At 30.2% G+C, this 22,585-nt stretch carries 14 protein-coding genes and 1 tRNA gene; 4 read left to right on the top strand and 11 right to left on the bottom strand.

Going from position 1 to position 22,585, the window contains the following annotated elements; translation table 11 throughout:
• Position 1 precedes the first annotated feature (1 nt).
• The 11 genes from AAH949_RS04200 to flgL form a co-directional block, all read right to left on the bottom strand.
• The gene (locus tag AAH949_RS04200; protein ID WP_348519066.1) at positions 2-2,080 is read right to left on the bottom strand and encodes an N-6 DNA methylase; all 2,079 of its coding nucleotides are present in this window, start codon (positions 2,078-2,080) and stop codon (positions 2-4) included.
• A 9-nt stretch (positions 2,081-2,089) separates the two neighbouring features.
• Complete coding sequence (gene dapE, locus AAH949_RS04195; protein WP_348519065.1) at positions 2,090-3,187, bottom strand: succinyl-diaminopimelate desuccinylase; 1,098 nt, start codon at positions 3,185-3,187, stop codon at positions 2,090-2,092.
• 3 nt (positions 3,188-3,190) lie between these two features.
• On the bottom strand, positions 3,191-3,790 hold the full coding sequence (locus AAH949_RS04190; RefSeq protein ID WP_134238578.1) for a LysE family transporter: 600 nt from the start codon (positions 3,788-3,790) through the stop codon (positions 3,191-3,193).
• Entirely contained in the window at positions 3,783-4,484 is a 702-nt protein-coding gene (locus tag AAH949_RS04185; RefSeq protein WP_134238577.1) for an NAD-dependent deacetylase, read from the bottom strand. The genes AAH949_RS04190 and AAH949_RS04185 overlap by 8 nt, the downstream gene beginning before the upstream one ends.
• 70 nt (positions 4,485-4,554) lie before the next feature.
• Positions 4,555-8,667: an N-6 DNA methylase gene (locus AAH949_RS04180; protein WP_348519064.1), complete on the bottom strand. Its 4,113-nt coding sequence runs from the start codon at positions 8,665-8,667 to the stop codon at positions 4,555-4,557.
• The gene (locus AAH949_RS04175; protein WP_348519063.1) at positions 8,668-10,866 is read right to left on the bottom strand and encodes an endonuclease MutS2; all 2,199 of its coding nucleotides are present in this window, start codon (positions 10,864-10,866) and stop codon (positions 8,668-8,670) included.
• Positions 10,867-10,886: 20 nt separating this feature from the next.
• Positions 10,887-12,182 carry a UDP-N-acetylmuramate--L-alanine ligase gene (gene murC / locus AAH949_RS04170; RefSeq protein WP_348519062.1) on the bottom strand — a complete coding sequence of 432 codons (1,296 nt, stop codon included), beginning with the start codon at positions 12,180-12,182 and terminating at the stop codon, positions 10,887-10,889.
• 186 nt (positions 12,183-12,368) lie between these two features.
• On the bottom strand, positions 12,369-13,556 hold the full coding sequence (locus AAH949_RS04165) for an MFS transporter (RefSeq protein WP_348519061.1): 1,188 nt from the start codon (positions 13,554-13,556) through the stop codon (positions 12,369-12,371).
• Positions 13,557-13,559: 3 nt separating this feature from the next.
• Positions 13,560-14,408, bottom strand: coding sequence for a signal peptidase I (gene lepB / locus AAH949_RS04160; RefSeq protein WP_348519060.1), 849 nt, complete (start codon positions 14,406-14,408; stop codon positions 13,560-13,562).
• A 70-nt stretch (positions 14,409-14,478) separates the two neighbouring features.
• Positions 14,479-17,049, bottom strand: coding sequence for a DNA translocase FtsK (locus tag AAH949_RS04155; protein ID WP_348519059.1), 2,571 nt, complete (start codon positions 17,047-17,049; stop codon positions 14,479-14,481).
• A 184-nt stretch (positions 17,050-17,233) separates the two neighbouring features.
• On the bottom strand, positions 17,234-19,495 hold the full coding sequence (gene flgL, locus AAH949_RS04150) for a flagellar hook-associated protein FlgL (protein WP_134238569.1): 2,262 nt from the start codon (positions 19,493-19,495) through the stop codon (positions 17,234-17,236).
• Between the two features lie 143 nt (positions 19,496-19,638).
• Between flgL and AAH949_RS04145 the strand changes: the two genes are divergently transcribed.
• The 4 genes from AAH949_RS04145 (at position 19,639) to AAH949_RS04130 (ending at position 22,581) form a co-directional block, all read left to right on the top strand.
• Positions 19,639-19,725 (top strand) — tRNA-Leu (locus AAH949_RS04145).
• 1,160 nt (positions 19,726-20,885) lie between these two features.
• Positions 20,886-21,377 carry a hypothetical protein gene (locus AAH949_RS04140; RefSeq protein WP_348519058.1) on the top strand — a complete coding sequence of 164 codons (492 nt, stop codon included), beginning with the start codon at positions 20,886-20,888 and terminating at the stop codon, positions 21,375-21,377.
• Positions 21,378-21,685: 308 nt separating this feature from the next.
• A complete protein-coding gene (locus AAH949_RS04135; protein ID WP_348519057.1) occupies positions 21,686-22,222 on the top strand; it encodes a hypothetical protein in 537 nt (178 codons plus the stop codon).
• The gene (locus tag AAH949_RS04130) at positions 22,198-22,581 is read left to right on the top strand and encodes a protein kinase (protein WP_348519056.1); all 384 of its coding nucleotides are present in this window, start codon (positions 22,198-22,200) and stop codon (positions 22,579-22,581) included. The genes AAH949_RS04135 and AAH949_RS04130 overlap by 25 nt, the downstream gene beginning before the upstream one ends.
• Positions 22,582-22,585 lie beyond the last annotated feature (4 nt).

Genomic DNA, 22,585 nt, shown 5'->3' with positions numbered 1-22,585 from the left:
ATTACCTCCAAAAACTCAAATTTTCACTCTTTGCAAACTCTATAAAAGCTTCAGCTATACCATCTTTTTGCAAGTCTTTGTATTTTTCTATATTTAGCTTATATTCTTGCATTCTTTTGTCAAACTCTTCTTTTGTTTCGTCTTTTTGTTTTATAGGCTCATCACCTTCTAAATGCGGATGAAACAAATCATGCTTTACAACTAAATGATCATGAGAATCTAAAAGAGGGTAATAAATCTTTTCACCTGAATTATCCTTGCTAGGCTCATTCATCGTAGCAAAGAAGATATTATAATCCTCACACTTTGGACATAATTCACCACCTTTGCCATCATCTCCTCCCCATTTTTGCAAAAATAGCACACTTGTTTTTGTCCCAGTATGTGGCTTAAAAACATTTCCATGAAGTCCAACAACTGCTAAAATTCTAGCCTTTTGTGCGATAAATTCTCTTATATATTTATCACTTGAATTATTAAAACGCCCTTGTGGTAAAACAATAGCCATTCTGCCACCAGGACGCAACATATCTAAATTGCGTTCAATAAATAAAATATCCCTTCCTACTTTACTTTGGGCTTTGCCATTTTCCTTTTTACCTAGTTCATATCTCGCTAGAATCCTGCTTTCTTTTATATCACCTGCAAAAGGTGGATTTGCCATTAAAATATCAAAACTAAAATCTCTATTTTGATTTTTTTCTGCTCTTAGATTTTTTAATCGCTTAAATCCTTCAAAATACACATCTTGCCAGTCTTCATCATCTTTTACCCATTCATCCCATCTATCAAAGTCAATGGAATTTAAATACAAGACATTTGTATGTCCATCACCTGCAATTAGATTAAGCATTTTTGATACACGCACACTTTTTTCATCAAAATCTATACCAAAAACTTTTTCTTTTACATAATCTTGACACTCAGGAATCTTTTCTTCAGCCGTAAAAAGATGACTTGCTTCTATACCTCTTTCTTTATAAATTGAATGCCACACATAAAAACAAGTATGTATCGGGAATCCACAACTTCCACTTGCGGTATCTATCATGCTTTCATATTTTTTTGGATTTAACATTTTTACACACATATCAATCACATAACGCGGAGTAAAATATTGCCCTTTTTCACCTTTTGAGGATTTATTCACGAGATACTCAAAAGCATCATCAATCACTTCTAAATTTGAGTTAAATAACTTTACATTTTGCAATGATGATACACATACACTTAGATGTGAAGGAGAAAGTTTAATTTTTTCATCATTGTTAAAAACACCTTCCCATTTTTTCTTTGCTCTATCAAAGAGTTTTTCTATTTTTTGTTTAAGCTCAGAATCGGATTCTCCATAATTTCTAAATTCTAAGCTCTTTGCTCTATCTCTTGCACCCTCTAGCTCATCAAAAAGTTTTATAAATATAAGCTTAAAACATTCTTCAAAGACATCAACTCCAGCATTTGCCAAAACTTCATCTTCCATTTCTGTGACCAAATTCTTTAAACTTCGCTTTTGATTTTTTAAAATATCTTCTTTAATCAAATCATCAAAAGTAAATTTTACTTTCAAAACATCTGGTAATGTCTGGTTTGATATAGGAATATTTGGAATAGATTCAAAATAATTTGGATCTTTTCTATGATAATAGCTAATTTCTTTGCCATTGCACCACACAGCCATAGTTGCACCCGTAGCATTGCAATAACTTTTTAATTGCTCTTTGCCATCTTTTAACTTTGGTTTTTTTACTTCTATAATGATATATGGGGTTGTGATTTGGATTTTATCCATTATCGCAATATCAGCTCTTTTTATTTCGCGTCCAAAATGCACACCAAATTCAATTTTTATCATATCTTTTGGATAGTTATATTCATTTAAAAGCTTATCAATATAAAGCTGGCGCACGATTTCTTCTGGAGTTAGTTTAATTTCTTTGTCGCGGACAAGGCAATTAGTATAGTATATAATTTGGTTATTTTTGTTTGTTTTAGTTATAATTTTAGTTTCTAATTTAGCAATAGCTTTTTCACTAAATAAATCTAGCTTATAATCACTATCTTTTAAAATTTCCTCAATCATTTTGAACCTTTAAAAATTTTCTATCAAATCTTTAAAAACAAGATAAAGCTTTTCAAGCTCTTCTATGCTAACTCTTTCATCAATGGCATGAATTCTATCATTACAAACGCCAAATTCTACAACCTTTACGCCATACTGTGCAAAATATCTTGCATCGCTTGTACCACCTTTGGTATTTAACTCTGGGACTTCGCGAGTAATCTTTTGTATACTGTGATTAAGTTTTTGAACGATTTTGCTCTCTTTATCTGTTAAAAAAGCTTCTGAGCTTTGCTTTAATTCTAGTTCGTAATTTAAGCCTTCGCAAATTTTTTCCACATAATTTTTCACATCTTCTAAGCTTGTTTGCGGAGAATTTCTAACATTAAACATCAATCTTAAATCATTTGGTGTGACATTGCAAACTTCTATTCCACCTCTAATATCAGTGATTACTATCTTCGAAGGAGAAAAAAGCTCATCGCCTGGATCAAGATCAAAATCTGCTAAAAATTTCAAAGCAGAAGCAAAATCATGCACAGGATTGATGCATTTTTCAGGGTAAGCCACATGTCCTTGCTTTCCACGGATTAAAAGTTTGCCATTAATAGAGCCGCGACGCCCAATTTTTAAACTATCGCCAATTTTACTCACGCAAGTTGGCTCAGCCACCACAGCATAATCAGGCAAGATATTTTGCTCTTTCATCCACTCTAAAACCTCTTTTGTGCCGTATTTTGCTTCACCTTCTTCGTCGCTTGTTAAAATAAGGCTTAATCTCGCACCCGAAAAATTAACATTTTTTACCGCATCCACAAAAGCAGCCACGCCGCTTTTCATATCTTGCGCGCCTCTTGCATAAATATATCCATCTTTTTCTAAAGGGATAAAAGGATCACTACCCCAACCTTCTCCCGCAGGCACTACATCTACATGCCCACCAAATGCTAAATGCTCACCTTCATCTCTAAATTTCTTAGTCAGCAAAAGATTTTTAACACCTTCTTTATCAATAAAAAAAGCCTCAAAGTCATTTAATTCCAAAGCGATAAAATTTAAAGCTCCATCATCATTTGGAGTGATTGATTTAAATTTTAAAAGTTCTATTAAAAATTCCTTAGCATTCATTTTTCATCCTATAAAAGTTCTATATAATAAATTGAGTGCAAAATATTCTATAATTATAGCCGAAACCACATTGATTAGGAAAATAACTTTTGCACTAAATAAATAACTATACTTTCCTACAAAAAAAGATAACGAAAATACCCATATAAAAATGATAAATATCAAACCAAAAGCCATTGCTAAAGGATAAGCATTACTGGCAGATAAAGTTGCCACACTAAGCCAAAATCCTATAATATAAGGATTTGTGATATTTAACATCAAACCTTTGAAAAAACTTTTTCCTATATTTTCTTTAACACTTTTGCCACGCAATTCCAAATTTTTAGCTTTAGCTTTTAGGGTCAAAAAGGCTATATAGCTTAAAAAACAAAAACCAAATACGGCAAGAATTTTTAAAAAAAATTCATTATTTAAAAATTTCAAAATTCCAAAATTTAAAAGCAAAAGATAAATCACATCTGCTAACATAGCTCCAAGACCTACGCTAAAAGCATTTTTAAAAGAAGTTAAAGCATAAGTTAAGATTAAAATATTCACAGGTCCAAAAGGAACACATACACCAAGTCCTAAAATAATACCATTTAATAAAGACTCAAACATTTACACTTTCCATAAAATTTTCTATATCCTGCTCAATCTTATCGATCGCACTTACAACATCTTCTATATAAACTTTATCAAAATAAGAAGCCAAATTCGCATCTTTTTCATAAATATTTAAAATACTTTTTTCGCACATCGACGCATAATGTCCCACCGGCAAAACCGCTCCACTCGTGCCTATACTGATAAACATTGAAGTTTGATTGAGCAAAGAATAAAGCATAGCATAAGCAGGAGCTTGCTCTTCAAACATCACTATATTGTGCCTTAAATTCTCGCTTTTACATTTAGGGCATTTTTTATCTGCAATTTTTTCATAGCCTATATTAAAAATATTTTCACATTTTAAACAGCGAAGTTCAGGCAAAAAACCATGTAAATGCACTACATCCTTACATCCTGCACGCTCTAGTAAATCATCGACATTTTGTGTAACAACAAAGAGATTTTTACCTAGTTTTTCTTTAAGCTCGGCTATTTTAAAATGAGCGTGATTGGGCTTTACAGCTTTTAATTGCACTCTTCTTTCATCATAAAAATCAAGCACTTTTTTAGGATTTTTTCTAAAGCCTGTCGCAGAACAAACCTCCATTACATCGTATTCTTCCCAAAGTCCATCATTGTCTCTAAAAGTTTTAAGTCCGCTTGGAGCACTAAGCCCTGCTCCACTTAATATCATTATATTTTTCATTGTTAAGCCTTGAATTTTTCAAAGTTTAACATAAAATGCTTTAAGAAAATAAATGTTTTTATAAGATTTTCTAATTGCTTATATTATTTTTCTCCAAATATTTCTTAAGAATAATTTCTTTTTGTGCCTCCAAAAGTGCGAGTTTAGAATCTATAAAAGAAATTTGCTTTTCCACTGTTTCAATAGTTTGAACAATTTTTTCTTGAATTTCTAGCGGCGGGAGTGGGATTGTAAGTTTTTCATAAAAACTTATAGGAACTCTTTTGTGTCCACTTGCTCCAGTCATAGCAAGAGCTGCTTTTTCTCTTATATTTTGTTGATTTAGATTATGGAATAAGAAACTGCTATCAAGCCCTGTTTTTGCTCTAAAAATATGAAATTCTGTGCTGCCAAAACCTATGTTATTTGTTAGATTTTTTGCAATAGCACATTTGCCATTTTCCATACAAGGAGTAATTTTTGCAATCAAAATATCATTTTCTATAAAATATGCGTAGCCTTTTCTTACTTCGTTTAATGACCTATCTATCTTACTTTGAATATAACCCTTATCCGAAACACTAGCCATTTCTATAAATGAGACAAGCATATTTTCATCAAGTTTTGATATTTCTTTTTTGCTAGGATTAAGTTCTATATATTGTTCATTCTTTAAAGAAATTCTCTCCCAGCCGTTTTGTGGTGGGGTTGGAAGAGATTGTAAAAGCTTTTGTATGATTTTAGAAAAGTTTTTAAAAGCATTAAAATCTTGCTCTCTTTCTTTGTTTTGAGATTCTTCAACTAATACTTCAGAATGACTAATTTGTTCTTCAATCAGCGAAAGCAAAAGATTAAAATCAAATTTAGATTCTAATTTTTCCAAATTTTCTAAAACAGAATTTAGCTCATCCCCCCCCCCATTTTCATCTATAACGCCACTTTTTTGCAATACTGCTTTAATTAAGTTTTGATACTCTTCTATACTCATTCGTATTGTATTATACTGCTCTTCTATTTTTTCACACTCTGCCACGATTTGCTTTTGAATCTCAAAGTCTGCATTTGGTATTAAAATAGATTCTAAATTTGTTTTATTGATTCCACCTTGAGCCGAACCTGTAATTTTAGATTTTAAAGCTTGTTGTCCACTATAAGAATGTAATATATAAAATAAATATTTTTGTTTTGCTATATTATCACAACGCAATAAAAAAATATGCTCATTAATCATTGCAGATTTCCCAATAAATTCATTACGCACCATTGCAATTTTGCCAGTTAATGCACCATCTTTACATATTAAAATATCAAATTGTTTTACAATTCCTTTATCTTGCAACACAAAACTTTTATAAAATTCTATTGGCACATACTTAGGATTATCTAATTTGATATATCCACTTTTATTGTCTATATGTTCTCCACCAAGACTCAGTACACCGTTTTCATATTTGCCGACACCACCACTAGGACGCTTTGCGGTTTGAATATCTAATACAAAATCTTTAAGTCTTACTAACTCAAATTTAGAATTTGCAAAAGGATTAGTTTCTTCACTTTGTTGAGAGTTACGAGGATTTAAACTAATTGCTTTATTAAATTCCACTTTTTCAAAGTCTATCATATCAATAAGCTTTGCTTTTGTGGCATAAGGGCTTAGCTCTTCTGGGATAGAATCAAGCGTATTTAAAAAAGATTTGTAAATTAACACATTAAGTTTGGTCTCATTTTTTGGATTATCCCTTTCAAAAAGTGGGCTAAAATAAGGATTATATAACTCTTTTAGACCTTCATCGCCTTTGCGATTACTCCACTCATAACCTAAAAATTTCTTTTGCTCTTTTATATCACTTGGAGCTTTGATGATTAGTACTTCTTGATTAAGACTCAAAGAAAAATATAGCAATTTATCTTTTTCTATTTTTTGTGCGTAGTTCAAAAAGGCTTCTTTTTCTAATAAATCCTTCTCTTTGGAAACTTTATAAGTCTTAGATTCTTTTAGCCTTTTATAATCACTTGTTTGCTTAAAAGCATTGTGATAATCTTTAAAAATATCTAAATTGAAAAGATTAGAGTCTAAATCACCATTTAAAAAGTTCTCATATGTTTCCTTATCAAATCCTCTAAAATCACAATACACGCTTAGATAATTTTGATAAAAGTGCTCGTTGTCTTTTAGATTTTCGCCCTCTATGCGTTCTTTAATCAAACTATAATCTTGCGAGACAAAGCCATTTTCTTGTCTAAAAGTCTCTTTTTTGCGTAAAAATAAAATAATCGTATTTGTGCCTGTTGCACCAAATGTTTGATTTCCTAACTCAACAATAGCGATGAAATCAAAGTTTTGAAAAAGAATCTCTCTTGTAGCTTTGTAAATAGAATCCTTATTTAAAATAGAGCTTGGTAAAATAATAGCAGCTTTTGCATTATCTTTTAAAATCTGATTGGCTCGCTCTATAAAAAAGCATTCGATAGCATTATTTGTTTCTATATTTATATCATCATTAAAAAGTTTATAGGTATTTTTAGATTTATTACTTAAAGTTTCCAAAAATCCTTTTACAGAATAAGGTGGGTTTGCTATGAGTAAATCAAAGCTATGAGATTCAATTTGTGGTTTTGCCTTTTCACCTTCTAGATTGCTTATATTTGCCAGCTCAAAGGAAGAAAGAGCATCTGCATATAAAATATTAATTTCATTTTGTCCATACATAGCACTTGAGACTTTTGATACTTTAGAAAGCCTATATTCTTTCTCTATCCCATAGATATTCTTGTAATATTCTTTTAAATTTTCTTCTTTTACGTAGCGTTTAAGCTCATTGGCATAAGTATTTAGAAAATGTCCTGCACCACACGCATAATCAATGACTTTTAAGGGCTTAGCACTTTCCTTTAACATAGTTTCTAGCGGCAAAGAATACATAATAAATTCACAAATTTGTATAGGAGTAAAAAACTGCCCTTCATCTTGCTTCATACCTTTTTGTAAAAACAATTCAAAAAGATTGCCTAAAAATTGATTAGTGGAATTTTGTGTGAGTTTATAAGGGGCAAAAAGCTCTATAATTTCTGTTAATACAAGTGCATTTTTTAAAAATAATTCTTTATTATGCACTTCCAAAAAAGCAAAGTCGTTATTTGAGTAGAATTTTAATTCTTTAATATAATTTTGCATTACTTCTTTTAAGGCTTTTATTTTTAGCTTTTTAAAATCTTTTTCTATATCATCATTAGAGACAAAAGTAATTTTTTCACCTAAAAACTCTCTCATAGCCTCTTTATAAAGCAACATTAATCTATCTTGCATATTTGCATAAGTATCTGCCATAACCCCACGGTAACCAAATTTTAGATTATCTTTATTAAAGGTTTCATCATAAATTTTACAAAGAAAGATATTTACAAGCTTATCAAAGGCATTTTCTTTGCCTGAAATATTATGCTTGCGTAAAATCTTGGCAAATTCGTGATATTTTCCCTCTTCTTTAAGCTCTTTAAGATTTTCAAAAATTGGCGTTGTTTCTAAGATTTTATAGGCATTGATATTGCTCTCAAAAATACCTTGCTTAAAATAATGGCTTTCATAGCTTTCTTTCCAAACTACAAAAAGTTCGATATTATTATTTGCTTTTTGATAGGATTTTTCTAATTCTTTTTCTTTTAAATACTCTTCATTGTCAAAAGCTTGTATGATATAGCTTTCATAATCAAGCCTAGTGTCAAAATCACTCGTGTAAAGACAAAGATATTTTACACCCCGCTCTTGTTGCAGATAAGAAAAAAGCTGTCCGCCATTTTCTTGCATTCTGCTCCATTCTTTTACAAATTCGCTGTTTTTAGAATCTGTGGTTTTACACTCTATAATCAAGTAAGGATTATTTTCATTATCCCGCACCAAAATATCAGCCTTACCACCCTTTTTATCCCTACCAAGATTCCATTTTGGCTCTAGCTCTAAATGCTCTGCCTTATAACCCTTTTCTAAAAGTCTATGCACGCATTCAAAGACAACAAAATTTTCAGGGTGAGAGAAGTTAGAAGTAGTTGTATCATGGATTGTAACTTCTTTAGGATAGTGAAGAGTTTTATCTTTAAAATTAATCTTTAGTGTGTATTTATTTATAGTTTTACTATAAATTTCTTCTTTGTTTTCAAACCCTAAAGATTCTAAAACTTCTCTTAAATTTTCTTTATTTATCATCTACAACCTCACCACCTTAGCACCAAAACCGCCTTGATTTATAGGAGCGTCGCTAAAACTTTTCACACTTTTATGCGTTTTTAAAAACTCTCTTACCGCAAAGGCAAGTTTTCCTGTGCCTATGCCATGATAGACTAAAACCTCATCAAATCCAGCTATCAAAGCATCAGAAATAAATTTATCAAGCCTAGAAATGGCCTCATCGCTTCTAAGTCCGTGCAAATCCAAAGTTACACTTAAATTACTTGGCCTACTTACACTTATACTTGTTTTTGCTACTTTTTTTGGCATTGCACCACTTTTTTTAAGAAGTTTTAAAGGCACGCGAAGCCTTATCCCATCGCTTTCAACCATGGCGTCATTTTTTGAAATACCTACAATTTTGCCTTTAATTTTTTCATATTTTACAAAGTCTCCCACGCGTAATTCTTCATTTTGCTCCATACTTGGCAAAATGATCTCTTTTTTAAGCTCATTGGCTTTATTTAGACTTCTTTGCTTTTCTTTAGTGTCTTTTAAATTTATACCTTTTTTAGCCTCTTCTATGGCTTTGTGGAATTTAAGCTCTAAATTTCTTAAATTATTGCGGAATTCTTGCTCGTTTTTTTCTTTTTGATCTTTTAAAGAAAGTAAAATTTCATCGACTTTTTGTTCTTTTTTCTCTACGCTCTGAAGTTTGGCTTTAAGCTCTAATTCAAGATTGATATTTTTTCCGACAAGCTCTTCTAAATTTTCTTTATCTTCACCATAAAGTTTTTTGGCTTCACTAACTAAATTTGGCGGAATTTGATAACGCAAAGCCGTCTCAAAAGCATAGGATTTTCCTATAGTTCCTTTTAAAAACTCGTATTTTGGTCTTGAAAATTCTTCATCATATAAAGCAGCGATGAGTTCGACTTGCTCGTTTTTTGCCAAAAGCATGGCAAGGCGTTTATGGTGTGTTGTGATGATGATTTTAAGCTTGTTTTCAATAAGTTTTGAAATCATTACACTATACAAACAAGCTGCTTCTTCAAAATCTGTCCCAAGCTCTATTTCATCGATACCTAAAAGTAAATTTTTCCTAGAAAAAAGTTTAGAAAAATGTAGCATTCTTCCCGCAAAAGTAGAGATATCGTTTTTTACATTCTGCGGATCTTCAATGATAGCATCAAATTCCTTAAAAGCACCAATTTTACTTTCATCTGCTTTGATTTTCATCGGTAAAAGATGTTTGGCTAAAAAAGCTGCACTTAGCAAGGATTTTAAAAGCATGGATTTTCCGCCTGCATTTACGCCTGTGATGATTAAAACTTGTTTGCTAAAATCTAAACTTACACTTTTTGGATTTTTTAAAGCTGGATGAGCGAAATTTTTTAGCACGATTTTATCGCTATTTTCACACATGACAAATTCATAATCTTTTCTTTTAGCAAGCATTACTCTGGCACTATAATGATCAAATAAATCAAAAGCATTATTAATAAATTTCAAAAAAAGCAAATTTTTAGCCAAAAAAGCAGAAAAATTTTTAGCATATTCATAATAAATTTCTTCTTTTTGATTTTTTAATTTTTCTATTTCGCTTTGCAAATTTTCAACACTTAAAGGCACTATATAAAAGCCACCGCCGCTACTTCTGCCAATAATTTTTGCTTTTATAGCGTGATTAAATCCACCTCTTACAAGCAAGGCTTCAAGATTATTTATAAGATGAATTTGTGTATCAATTAAATAAGGCATTAAGGACTTTGTATAGCAATACTTTTTAAACTCTGCTACCACTGCTTCGTTTTTAAGCCTTAAAGCCGTGTTTATATTTATAAGTCTTTCATCTAGACTTTCTTTTAACTCACCTTTTTCATCAAATTTTTCACAAAGCTCTAAAATTCCATTTACAAATTCGATTTTTTCAAGCCATGAATTTAAATTGCTACCAAATTTTAGCTTTTTAAGTTTTTCAAAATAACGAAAAATTTTTACAAATTCAAAAATTTCATCTAAGTGCAAAATGCCCTGTTTGCTTAAATGCACCAAAGCCTTATCTAAATTTAAAAGCTCAGGTGGGTTTGGAAACTCCACCTCGCAAAGCTCGTTAATACGTTTAAAATGAAGATGAGAGTCACCTTGTAAAAATATATCTTTATCTCTTGCAAGAAGGGCTTTAAATTCATCTAAAAAGCCATTTAAATCAAGCTTTGAAATTAATTCTTCTCTCATTGATTATCTTTACTATTTTTTCATTCGCCATTTTGTCTTAATTTATTACTAATATCTCCTGCACCAAAGCCAATGATAAGCCCTTTATCAAAAACTTGTCCCTTTGAAGCAACTAAAAATTTTCCTTCTCTTTTAATATCATCTATAAATAAAGCTTTAGGAAAAACTGCTTTTAAATCAAGCTCGATTTTTTCTTCTCCTGCACTATATACAGGCAAAATTACAAGCTCATCGACTCCTTCAAAAGCCTTTGCAAATTCATTTAAATTTGCCACTAAACGCGTATAGCGATGAGGCTCAAAAATAGCTGTGATTTTAGAATACCCCGCTAATCTTGCATATTCTTTTGCAGCTTTTAAAGTAGCTTTTATCTCGGTTGGATGATGACCATAATCATCAATGAGAGCTAAAGTTTCATCAGCGTGCAAAATATCAAAACGCTTTTTAATGCCTTGATAATTTTTTAATCTTTTTCTGATATTTTCTATATTTTCATAATTAAGCGCTGCTAAAATCGCTAAAGCTGCGTCGATTGCTACATGCTCTCCCATACCAAAAACACTAAATCTGCCTAAATTTTTAAGCTCAAAACTTGTATATGGCTTGAAATTTTCTATACACATGGTGCAATTTTTAATGTCTTTGCTAGGATAAAGCCGAGTAGCTTCTTGCTTATATTCCCTTAAATACTCATCTTCTACGTTAATCACGCGAATTTTAGCTAAGTCCAAAAAATCATCATAAGCCTTGTGAAGTCTGCAAACTTCATTACCATAATGATCTAAATGCTCTGCTTCTGCGTTTGTAACAATAGCTAGATGTGGATTTGAATTTAAAAAAGAACTATCACTCTCATCGGCTTCAAAGATTAAATTTTTGCTTTCTTTATAGATCATATTAGACCCAAATTCTTTTAAAATCGCTCCAATAATCACCGACGCATCAGGGATTAAAGATGCTAAAATGCTTGAAGTCGTGCTTTTCCCATGTGCTCCAGCAACCGCAAAAACGCATTTATCTTCTAAGATGAGTGGCAAAGCCTCTTTTCTTGAAAGGCATTTTATACCAAGTTCTTTGGCATGTTTGAATTCGGGGTTTTCTTCTTTAATTGCTGCGGAATAAATCACTAAATCCTTACCTAAAATATTATCTTTATGATGCGGGATTTTTACTTCTACGCCTTCATTTTGCAAATCTTTGGTGATTTTACTTTCTTTTAGATCGCTTCCGCTTATTAAAAAACCTTTTTCTTTTAAAAATCTTGCTAGTGCGGAAATTCCTATACCACCTATGCCTATGAAATGAATTTTTTGCATTTTTGCCTCAAATATTATCAAAATTTAAAGGCTAAATTTTAGCATTTTTTTACTAAAACTAAAATATAAAAAAGCTCTTAAAGCTTTATAAATTTAGCATTATTTTTCCTAAACTCAGTGATACTTTCTCCATCTAAGTTGTAATTATATTATCATATTTACAAAAAGTATTTTTACTCCTTAATTTTATTTTTCTAGATAAAACCACCTAAAACTTAAAGTCCAAAACAACAAACCAATGAATGCTATAAAAGCAAGAAAAATATAAGCATAGAAAAAATTATAATTTTGAGCAATAAATCCAGCTATCATGGCACTTAAAGCTCCTCCTACGCCACCGCTTATAAGCACCAAAGAAAATCCTGCATTCACATGACCACTACCCAATAAAATTTTAGCCACCATAATAGGCAAAATCACTCCCGTAATACCCGCACCAATGCCATCTAAAATTTGCACAAAAACCATAGCCACAATATGAGTAAAATTAGCCGCTACAAAACCTCTTATAATAAGCTCAAGTAAAGATATAAAAATCAGATAAAAATAAATTTTAAAATCATGTTTTTTAAGGATAAATTTAGAACACATAAACACCACTATTATCATAGTGCCTTGCGCGATCATTATCGTTAAAGCTGCATAAGCACCGCTTGAATCTACGCCCATACTATGTGCTCTTTGACTAAGCAAAGGCAGCATATAAGCATTACTCAAATGAAAGCAAAACATTACAAAAGACAACAAAAGCACTCTTTTATCCATTAAAGACTTAAGCAAGCTTTCTTTTTTAATATGTTTTAACTCACCTCTTGCTATTTTATGGTTAATGGATTTTTCTTTAAGCAAAGACAGTAAAAACAAAGAAATTATACCCATTAAAGCTGTAATCATAAAAATAGAAGCAATGCCATAAAAATACGCACAAAAAAAGCTTAAAATCGCACCAAAAAGTGTTCCAAAATGTTTATAAATTTCATTTTTTGCTGTTTGTTTAGCATAATGATTTAAACCCACAACACCTAAGGTAATAGCACAAAATGCTGGACCTAAAAAAGCTCCACTTAAAGCAATACCAATTTGTGCTAATAAAGTAAAAGTAAAATTTGCAAAAAAATAATTTAAAGAAACGGCAATAATAATTAAAAAAATGCAAAAACCGACAATAAAGCGTTTTTTTAGCGTTTTATCTATCAAAATTCCAAAAGGCAAGCCAAATACCAAAGCACTAAAAGAAGCCAAAGAATTTATAAGTCCGATTTGACCTTCTAAAAAGCCGTGATTTTTTAAAAAAATCCCCAAAAATGGACCCAAACCATCTCTAACATCAGCAATGAAAAAATTCAGCCAAGAGAGAAGATTTACTGAATTCATTTGTTATTCTAAGGCGTCTAAATCGCTTTCATGGTAACGAATAAATTTTTCATTATTTTCCAAAGTATCCATAAAACGCCCTATTCTATCCCACCTTACTAGTTTTTGCTCATCCCAAGAAAAATACACAAACCAAGGTTTTCCAACAATAAATTTATAAGGCACTGCTCCCCAAAAACGACTATCATAAGAATGATCCCTATTATCGCCCACCATAAAATACTCATCCTCGCTTACTTCATAATAATAAGCATTTCCTCCGCTATAACCTACTTCACCAAAACCATCAATAATTACAGGTTTCATCGCCAAATCATTACCTATTAAGTGTTTTAAAAATGTAGCTTCAGTATTAACCCTATCATCATAATGAATTCCTTTTTGTGAATAAGGTTCTTTTACAAAAAGCTTATTCTCTATCCAAACAAGATTTTTGGCATAATTTTCTTTCATATACTCATCACCTTCACTCATTCTAATATATAAGGTTTTATTAGCAAACACAACTTCATCGCCACCTTTAGCTACACAACGCTTGACATAATGTTCTTTAGGATTTCTTGGATTTCTAAACACAACTATATCGCCTCTTTTTGGACCTTGAGCCTTAATTAAATGTCCATCTTCATCAAAATCTGGCAATATAGGAATTTCCAAAAAAGGAATATGCGGTGTTGGCACCCCATAGCTGAATTTTTTAACAAATAAAAAATCTCCAACTAAAAGTGTATTTTTCATCGAGCCTGTCGGAATAACAAAAGCTTGAATAAAAAAGAAAATAATGAGCAAAACAATAATAACAGTCCCCGTCCAAGACTGAGAAAATTTATAAATTTTTTTTATTTTTTCCATATAAAACTTTCCTTTATTAAAATCAAAAAACGCAATTATAGCTAATATTTTCTAATAAATTTATTTGAAATTATATTAAAATTTCTCTTTGTCCCTTAGCATCAGGCTCACTTAAAATACCGCCTTGAGTAAGCTGTTCTATGATATTTGCTGCCCTATTATAGCCTATCTTTAAACGGCGTTGCAAATAAGAAATACTTGTTTTACCATCCTCTAAAATCACGCGTTTAGCATCTTCGTATAATTCATCAATTTCATCTGAATTTAAAGCGGATAAATCAGCACCTATACCACTACTTTGCTCATCTTTTAAAAAACTCTCATCGTATTGCACTGTTTGTTGGGATTTTAAAAACTCAACAATTTTTTCTATTTCATTCTCGCTAGCAAATGGAGCATGTAAACGCACTATATTACTTGTTCCTGGTGGAGTAAAAAGACAATCCCCTCTTCCTAATAAACTCTCAGCTCCCATAGCGTCCAAGATGACTTTAGAATCAATTTTTTGTCCCACTTTATAAGAAATTCTACTTGGTAAATTTGCCTTAATAAGTCCTGTTACAACATCAACTGAAGGGCGTTGTGTAGCTACAATTAGATGAATTCCACTCGCCCTTGCCATTTGCGCCAAGCGACCTATATAAAATTCCACATCCTTGCCTGCGGTCATCATCAAATCCGCTAACTCATCGATAATGACAACAATAAAAGGCAATTCTTCGCCTCCTAATTCTCGTATTTTTTCATTGTAATTTTCTATGTTTTTAGTTTTTGCTTCAGCCATCAAGCGATAGCGTCTTTCCATTTCAGCGACCATATTTGAAAGTGCATTAACCGCTTTTTTAGGATCTGTGATAACAGGGATTAAAAGATGCGGGATTTCATTGTAAATGCTAAATTCAAGCATTTTTGGATCTATCATCATCAAACGCAAAGTTTTAGGAGAGTTGCGATATAAAAGACTTAAAAGCATAGAATTTATCCCCACGCTTTTTCCGCTTCCCGTTGTTCCTGCAATGAGTAAATGCGGAAGTTTTTTAAGATCGGTTACAAAAGCATTTCCCACTATATCCTTACCCAAAGCTATAGTCAAAGGGCTTTTAGCGTTTTTAAATACTTCACTTTCTAAAATTTCTCTTAAATATATAGTTTCAATTTTCGCATTTGGCACTTCAATGCCTACCACATCTTTACCTGGAATTGGTGCTTGTATGCGTATAGATTCTGCTTTTAAAGCCATAGCTAAGTCATCTTGCAAATTTAAAATTCTACTTACTTTTACATCCGCAGCAGGTCTAAATTCAAAAGTAGTCACAACAGGACCCGCATAAGTACTAATAACATCACCACCTATTTTAAAACGACGCAATTTTTCCAATAAATCATAAATTTTCTTATCAATTTCTTCTTCGTTTATCTCGGTAGTATTTTGCAAAGGAGAAGCCAAAAAATCCAAACTTGGTAACTCAAAATCCTTGGGTTTTTGCATTTGACCCTGCTCTAACTCATTTAATAAAGCTTTATTTCCACTTAATTCTTTTAAAATCACACTTTTAAATTTAGGTGCAATAGGTGCAACCTGTGTTGAATTTTCATTCGAAATGATTTCTTGCTCTAAAATTTCTTGCTCGTTTTCATTTAAAATAAGCTCTTGCATTTGAGTTTGATTTAAATTTTGTTCTTCTTTATCTTCTTGAATTTTTTCTTCTAATAATTCTTCAACTATAGGTAAATTTTGCTTAGGTTTATAAAATTCTATATCAATTTCCTTGTTTTTAATTTCTTGTTTTTCTTGATTATCTTTTTGGGTGATTGTATTTAAATTTGGAGTGTTTAAGTTTTGCACCATATAATTTGAAGCCAAAATCCTGACACTTGGCTGGGAATTTGCATTTAAATTTTGATTTTCAAGCTGTTTTTTAAAAAAACGAGGTTTATTATCTTGCAAAGGGTTTAAAAGAATATTTTTTCTTTTATAACTTGGTTCATCAAGATTGCTAATATCTGTTTCATTTAAACGCTTTTTGATATCTTCAATGCTTCTGTGTTTTAAAAATTTTTCCGGAATCACTGCTTCCTCCTCTTCTTCTGTAATATTTTCATAATAAATTTTATTTTTGCTTGCCTTATTTACAAAATCAGCAAATCCATCTTGAATCTGTTGCGAAGTATTTTTAATTTGCTCCACAATGCTTTTTGGCTCTTCGCTATCATTTTCTTGCATTTTTATTTCTTGCGCTTCTTCTTTGATATATTTTTCATCTTTGTCTTGAATCTGTTCTGTTTGAATTTCTATAGGCTCTTTATTTTCTTCTTTTTCTTTTAGCAAAGTTATATCATTTTGTATAAAATCTTTTTTAACAAAAGAAATATCAAAAAGTTCTTTTAAAAAATCTTTTGCCAAAAAAACAACACTCAAAACAATTACAAAAAAGGCCAAAAATGCACTCAAAGTGCGTCCTAGCACAAATGCAAAGCCTTTATAAACATAAGTGCTATATCCTAAATTTTGATCATACAAATTGATTAAAATCATACTGAAGAAAAAAATCAATCCCAACGCTAAATAGTAGTATTTTGAAATTTGCTTAAAATTATAATCGTTTTTATAAAAAAAATAATTTAAACCAAAAAAAGCCATATAATACAAAAAAGAAAATTTTTTAAAGAATAAAGATAAAAAGCCAAAAAATAATATTATTTTGTTAGCATCTTCAAAAAAAGCACAAATACTTGAAATAAAAATAACAAAACTTATTGCGATAAAAATAGCTTCTTTTTTGATTGGAAATCCTTTTTTTAAAAGAAGCTATTATAACAAAAAATTACATATAGTTTAATAAACTCATTTGAGCTATGGTTGTAGAAGCCTTCATGGTAGCTTGATAAGCCATTTGTGTTTGCATTAAATTCATCATAGTTTCAACATAATCTGCATCAATTACATTAGACTTTATAGTCTGTACATTTACGCTTAAAAAAGTGGCTCTTGTATTAGTTTGCTCTAAATGATTAGTATAAGCGCCCACTATAGTATGTTGTTTTCTTAAATGATCTAGCAAATGATCAAGCCTTTCGATTCCGCCTTGCATACCAGTATTTCTAGGATCTTCGCTATTACCATCTGCTCTCATATTTCCCGCTAAAACCGCATCAATCATATCATCAAGATCTTTAATCAAATCTACATTTGGCTCATCAATCACTAAAGAATTATTTGCATTAAAAACAAAACCAGAACCATTAGTACTTTGTCCTGCTGGTGGAAATCCCTTATTAGAATTTGCATCACTTAAAGCAATTTTAATATTAGTATTTGTAGAAAGCTTATCAGTGATAGTAATACGACCTTCATAATCTAAACCAACTTCTACCTGCCCCTTAGAATTATTAATACCATTTTGTAAAGTTTGATAATCCGCATCTGAAATACTTCCATCAGGAGCTACAGCAATGCTTGTTTTTGGCATATTATCTGTTGCAAACATTCCTATGATATCATTAAGTTGTCTATAAGTGATATCTTCTGATCCTGTAATCACTCCTTGGGTGGAATTTCCAACCGTTTTCGTGTGAGTAATAGGAAAACTTATAGTTTGTCCTGGATTATTAGGATCTGGATAACTTACCATTGAATTTTCCAGATCTATAGTAACATCATATTCATTACCACCTTTTGAAGTTACTTTAAGATTAAGCACTTGTCCTGTCATACTTTTGTCTGCATTGGCAAGAACTTCACTTAATTTCGTATCATCAGTAGCATACTCACTTGTACCATTTTTTATCTGCGAGACATTGCCAAAAACTTTATTTCCATCTTGCTCGAAATAAATATTATCATAATCTGCACCATCGGCAGGATTTCCATTATTATCCGTAGCCTTACTTTTTATAAAATCATTTTGATGCACATCAATTTCAAACTGCTGACCATTGATTGTAATAGTAACCGGACTTTGAATATCATTAAGATCAGCACCACCAGTTGCATTACCCCCACGCACTGCTTCAGTCATAACCATATTGGTTACATCTTCCATACTTAAGCCAGCAGCTTCTGCGGCTGCTCTAACTTCTTCAAGCTCCGCTTTATCATCAAACTGCGGGGTTAAAGCCACTGCATGAAAATCTAAAGAACTATTGCCCTCTTTTAAATTTTTAATCTCTATTTGCCCGCTATCATTTAAAGTAACTTCTACGACTTTATTATCCGCTGTATTGCCATAAAGTTGCCCTATGTTTTCTAACACAGAATTAATATCTGAATTTTTATCAATATTAATAGTAGCTTTAAAACTCGTTCCATCAGGTCTTACACCTTGTATAAACATTGAAGATGGTGGAAAATCAAGCTGAGTATCATCATAGACAAAATCCTTATCAGGATCAAGTCCACCATCTTTCACATAATCTTGTCCAATAAATTGATACCATTTGGATTCACCATTTAAAATACCTAGTTGTTCAGGATGATCCTTATCTCCCCAACGATTATCGGTTAAACCTATATTGGTAGTAATGTGTTTGCTATAGTCATTATCAGGCTTAAAAAATAAATCCCAACCAGGAATGTTATAAATTCCAGAAGTTCCAGAGCCAGTAACCACACTCATATTATTACCATTGCCATAATAATTTCCCCAAGGATCAAAAGGCTTAGTATTTGTCATACTTCCAGAAAATAAATATTGTCCATTAATGCTTGTATTCGCTAAATTTATGATACTTTCTTTAATTTTAGTAAGTTCTTTTGCAATAGCCTCCCTTGAAGTTTGAGAATTACCATCACTTGCAGCTTGGACTAATTTTACTTTAAATTGTTCAAGCAATTTAATCATATCAGATATAGCCTGATCGGTATTTTTTGCCATTTCCATAGCTGAATTAGTCGCTTCTCTGATCTGATCTAAAGTTGCAAGTTCATATTCAAGTCTGGAACTGTCTATATAAATACTTGCATCTTCATAAGAGTCTTGAATTTTGCTCCCCGAAGAAAGCTGTTGCATAATTTTATATAAAGAAGACTGACCACCTTGAGTGTTGGTAATAGTTTTGTTGAATGTAAATTGATCCGTAATGCGCATAAAAGCTCCTTATAAAATATTCATAGAAACAAGCAAAAAGAGTTCCTAAAAATTAATATTAAAAGAATTATCGTCTTTTTTAATTATTTTTTAACTTTTTAAAGCCTTTTTAATTTTAAAAAGTTATAATTTTGTTTTTGAATGCCCAAGTGGTGAAACTGGTAGACGCGCCAGACTCAAAATCTGGTAAGGGCAACCTTGTGTCGGTTCGAGTCCGACCTCGGGCACCATTACTTTTCAAAGTGTTTTCTAAAATTTTTAAAAAACTCAGGGAGCGGTTTTGGTAGCGGTTTTTTTCTCAAAAATTAATTTTTAACACTCCATATAAAATAATATAATTTATCATTATAATCTAAAAAAAGAAATTCATTTTTATAAAAATATTTAAAAAAGAATAAAATAAAAATACATTTTACTTTTTTATATTCAATTTGCTAATTCATTCTCTATTTCTTTTTTTATTAAAAGAAGACAGTATAAAACTAAATACATTAATTTATTTGTTTTATTCATAAGACTTAAAAATTAGTTAAACTATTAAAACATATGAAATTTTATAATTATTAGTATTGGTAAAATAATAGTTTCTCAGCTTTTTCGGTTTTTTACTTTTAGGGTTAAGCAAATATTATTTTGCATACATCTTAATCTTTTTATCAAAAATATAAAAAAATTATTTTAATTTAAAATTATTATAAAATTATATCACTTAGTATTTTTAAGCTAGCGATTAGCTGGAGCTGCGATCCTTTTTATATTTTATTAAATTATAAGGAGGTGATCATGATTGATATTAAAATAAAAATTAACCTGATTTTATCTTTTTTATTTTTTATAAAAATGAAATTTATTTTAGTTGGATCGCTAGCTTAAAAATACTCTCATTTTTTCTTAAAATATATCTTCATTTTATTAAAGTTATAAAAAAATATCCAAAAAAAATACAAGTTAATTTTTTCAAAAAATCTTACTTTTTTTGTTTTGATAAAAAGTTTAGTAAAATGGAAATTTTAAGCTGTATTTTAAAGCTTTCTTTTTGGAGTTTTATAGGTTAAAATTTATAAAAAATAGCCTATTTTAAGATAATCACTACTCTGTGCTAAGCAAATATGCCATTTTCGTTACCTTTAATATAAAAAAGTATATATTTCGTATATTTTGATAAATTTTTGGTATATTTTTTATAGATTTTTATAAAATTTGTCATTTTTGTAAAAAATAATCGTACACCTATACATTACTTCGTAAGTATATATTATATGTTTTCGTTACCTTTAGTGTTTTTTTTTGAGATTTGCTGTGTTTTTTTTAAAAAATGAAAATGTTATGATTTTGTAATTTTTGTATGATAAAATATTATAAATTTTTGTTAAAAAAGGCAAGTTATTCTGTGTTTAAAAATATATTTTTCAAAAAAACTGTATCTGCTGATAGTCCTAAAGATGAGATAAAACTAGATGAAACTCCTACGCAAAACAAAAGTGATAGATTAGAAAAAATAATTCACACTTGGGTAGTAAATTGCACTAAATATTCTTTAAAAAATCCTTATGATACAAGGCGCATTAACAGAAAAAATGGCTGTATCAAATTCATCTTAAGAGTCTTTAAAGAAACCAAAAATGAAGGTGCTTTAATTGGCATTAGCTCTTCACTTTATGATAAATATAAAAATCTCTATAAATCAAAACTTTCTAGAGTAAAGCAATCAAGCAAAATAAAAAGCTTACAAGAAAAATATCCTGATTTAGATATTATCAATGCTTATAAATACGCCATATTAAGCAATAAATATGCTTTATTAAATGAAGATGTTAAAGACTTTGAAAATATTATAAAGATTTTATTGCAATTAAATACCGCCAAATATAAACAAAAATAAGCTTAAAATCAAAAATCTACTATAAAGCAATATCAACCTAGCATTAAATAATTAAAATCGATTTATGAGCTTGTTTTGTGTTATAATTTATTTTGCATAGATTTTATTAATCAATAGTTTTATTTTTTATAGGTAAAAGAGTTTTAAATATAGATAGAATATTAGAAAATAATTTAACTAATGCACTTAACGAACTTCAACAAACATTATCTAATTCTTATTTAGAATTGTATTCTTGCACTACAAACAAACACCTTCAATTGGTTTTTTCATCTTTACATAATAACATCATAGAGTGTTTTAAAAAAATGAACGAACGTCTTCCATCTACCGAAAAAAGCAATAAACATTATTTGGCCGACTATAGTAAAAAGTTAAAAACCAATATAGAGTTAGCTTTGCACTTACAGAAAGAATTTAAAAACAGTGAGTTATCTTTTGAGATAGATAAATATTATTACAATATTTTTAAACAGTGCTTAGATTTTCTAGAAAATAGTGGAGGTAGTGAGATTCCTTTAGGAATGAAAAAAATAACTATTTATGAAAAAATATCTATTTTTATTTTGTCAAATAAAATAAATATTCCAAACATACTCAGAAGTTGCACTTTAACTCCTATTGGTAGTAGATATTATGCTAATGTGTATAAATATTACGATGATTTTTATCAATGTCATTTTGCACTAAAGAGACTAAATAAGGCTACCAACAATAAAGAATTTATTAGATTTATTAAAGAGTATGAAATAATGAGAAGTGTTAACAATCCTTATATTCTAAAAGTATATTCTATGGGTGAAAAAAGAAGGAATATATTATGGAGTATGCTGATTTCACTTTAGAAAATTATATAAAAAATTATAACCAAAAGCTTTCAAACAATGAAAGAATTTCCTTAGGTTGTCAAGTGCTCAGAGGAATTGAAATTCTATGGAATAATAATATATTACATAGAGACATTAGTTTTAATAATATCTTACTGAAGTTATATGATAATATTTATCCTGTGATAAAAATTTCTGATTTTGGATTAGCAAAAGAAATTAATAGCGATTCAATAAGTATTGATACGGAAATAAAAGGGAGTTTAAATGATTTTTCTACTTTGAAAATTAAAGGTTTTAATGAGTATAACATTGAAGATGAGCTTTATGCGTTAACTCAAGTCTTGTATTTTATAGCTACAGGTAAAGAGAATTAAAAAA

The sequence above is a fragment of the Campylobacter sp. CCS1377 genome (assembly GCF_040008265.1).
Classification (GTDB): domain Bacteria; phylum Campylobacterota; class Campylobacteria; order Campylobacterales; family Campylobacteraceae; genus Campylobacter_D.
The sequence above is the reverse complement of the archived record's forward strand: the minus strand, read 5'-3'. Positions and strand labels throughout refer to the sequence as shown.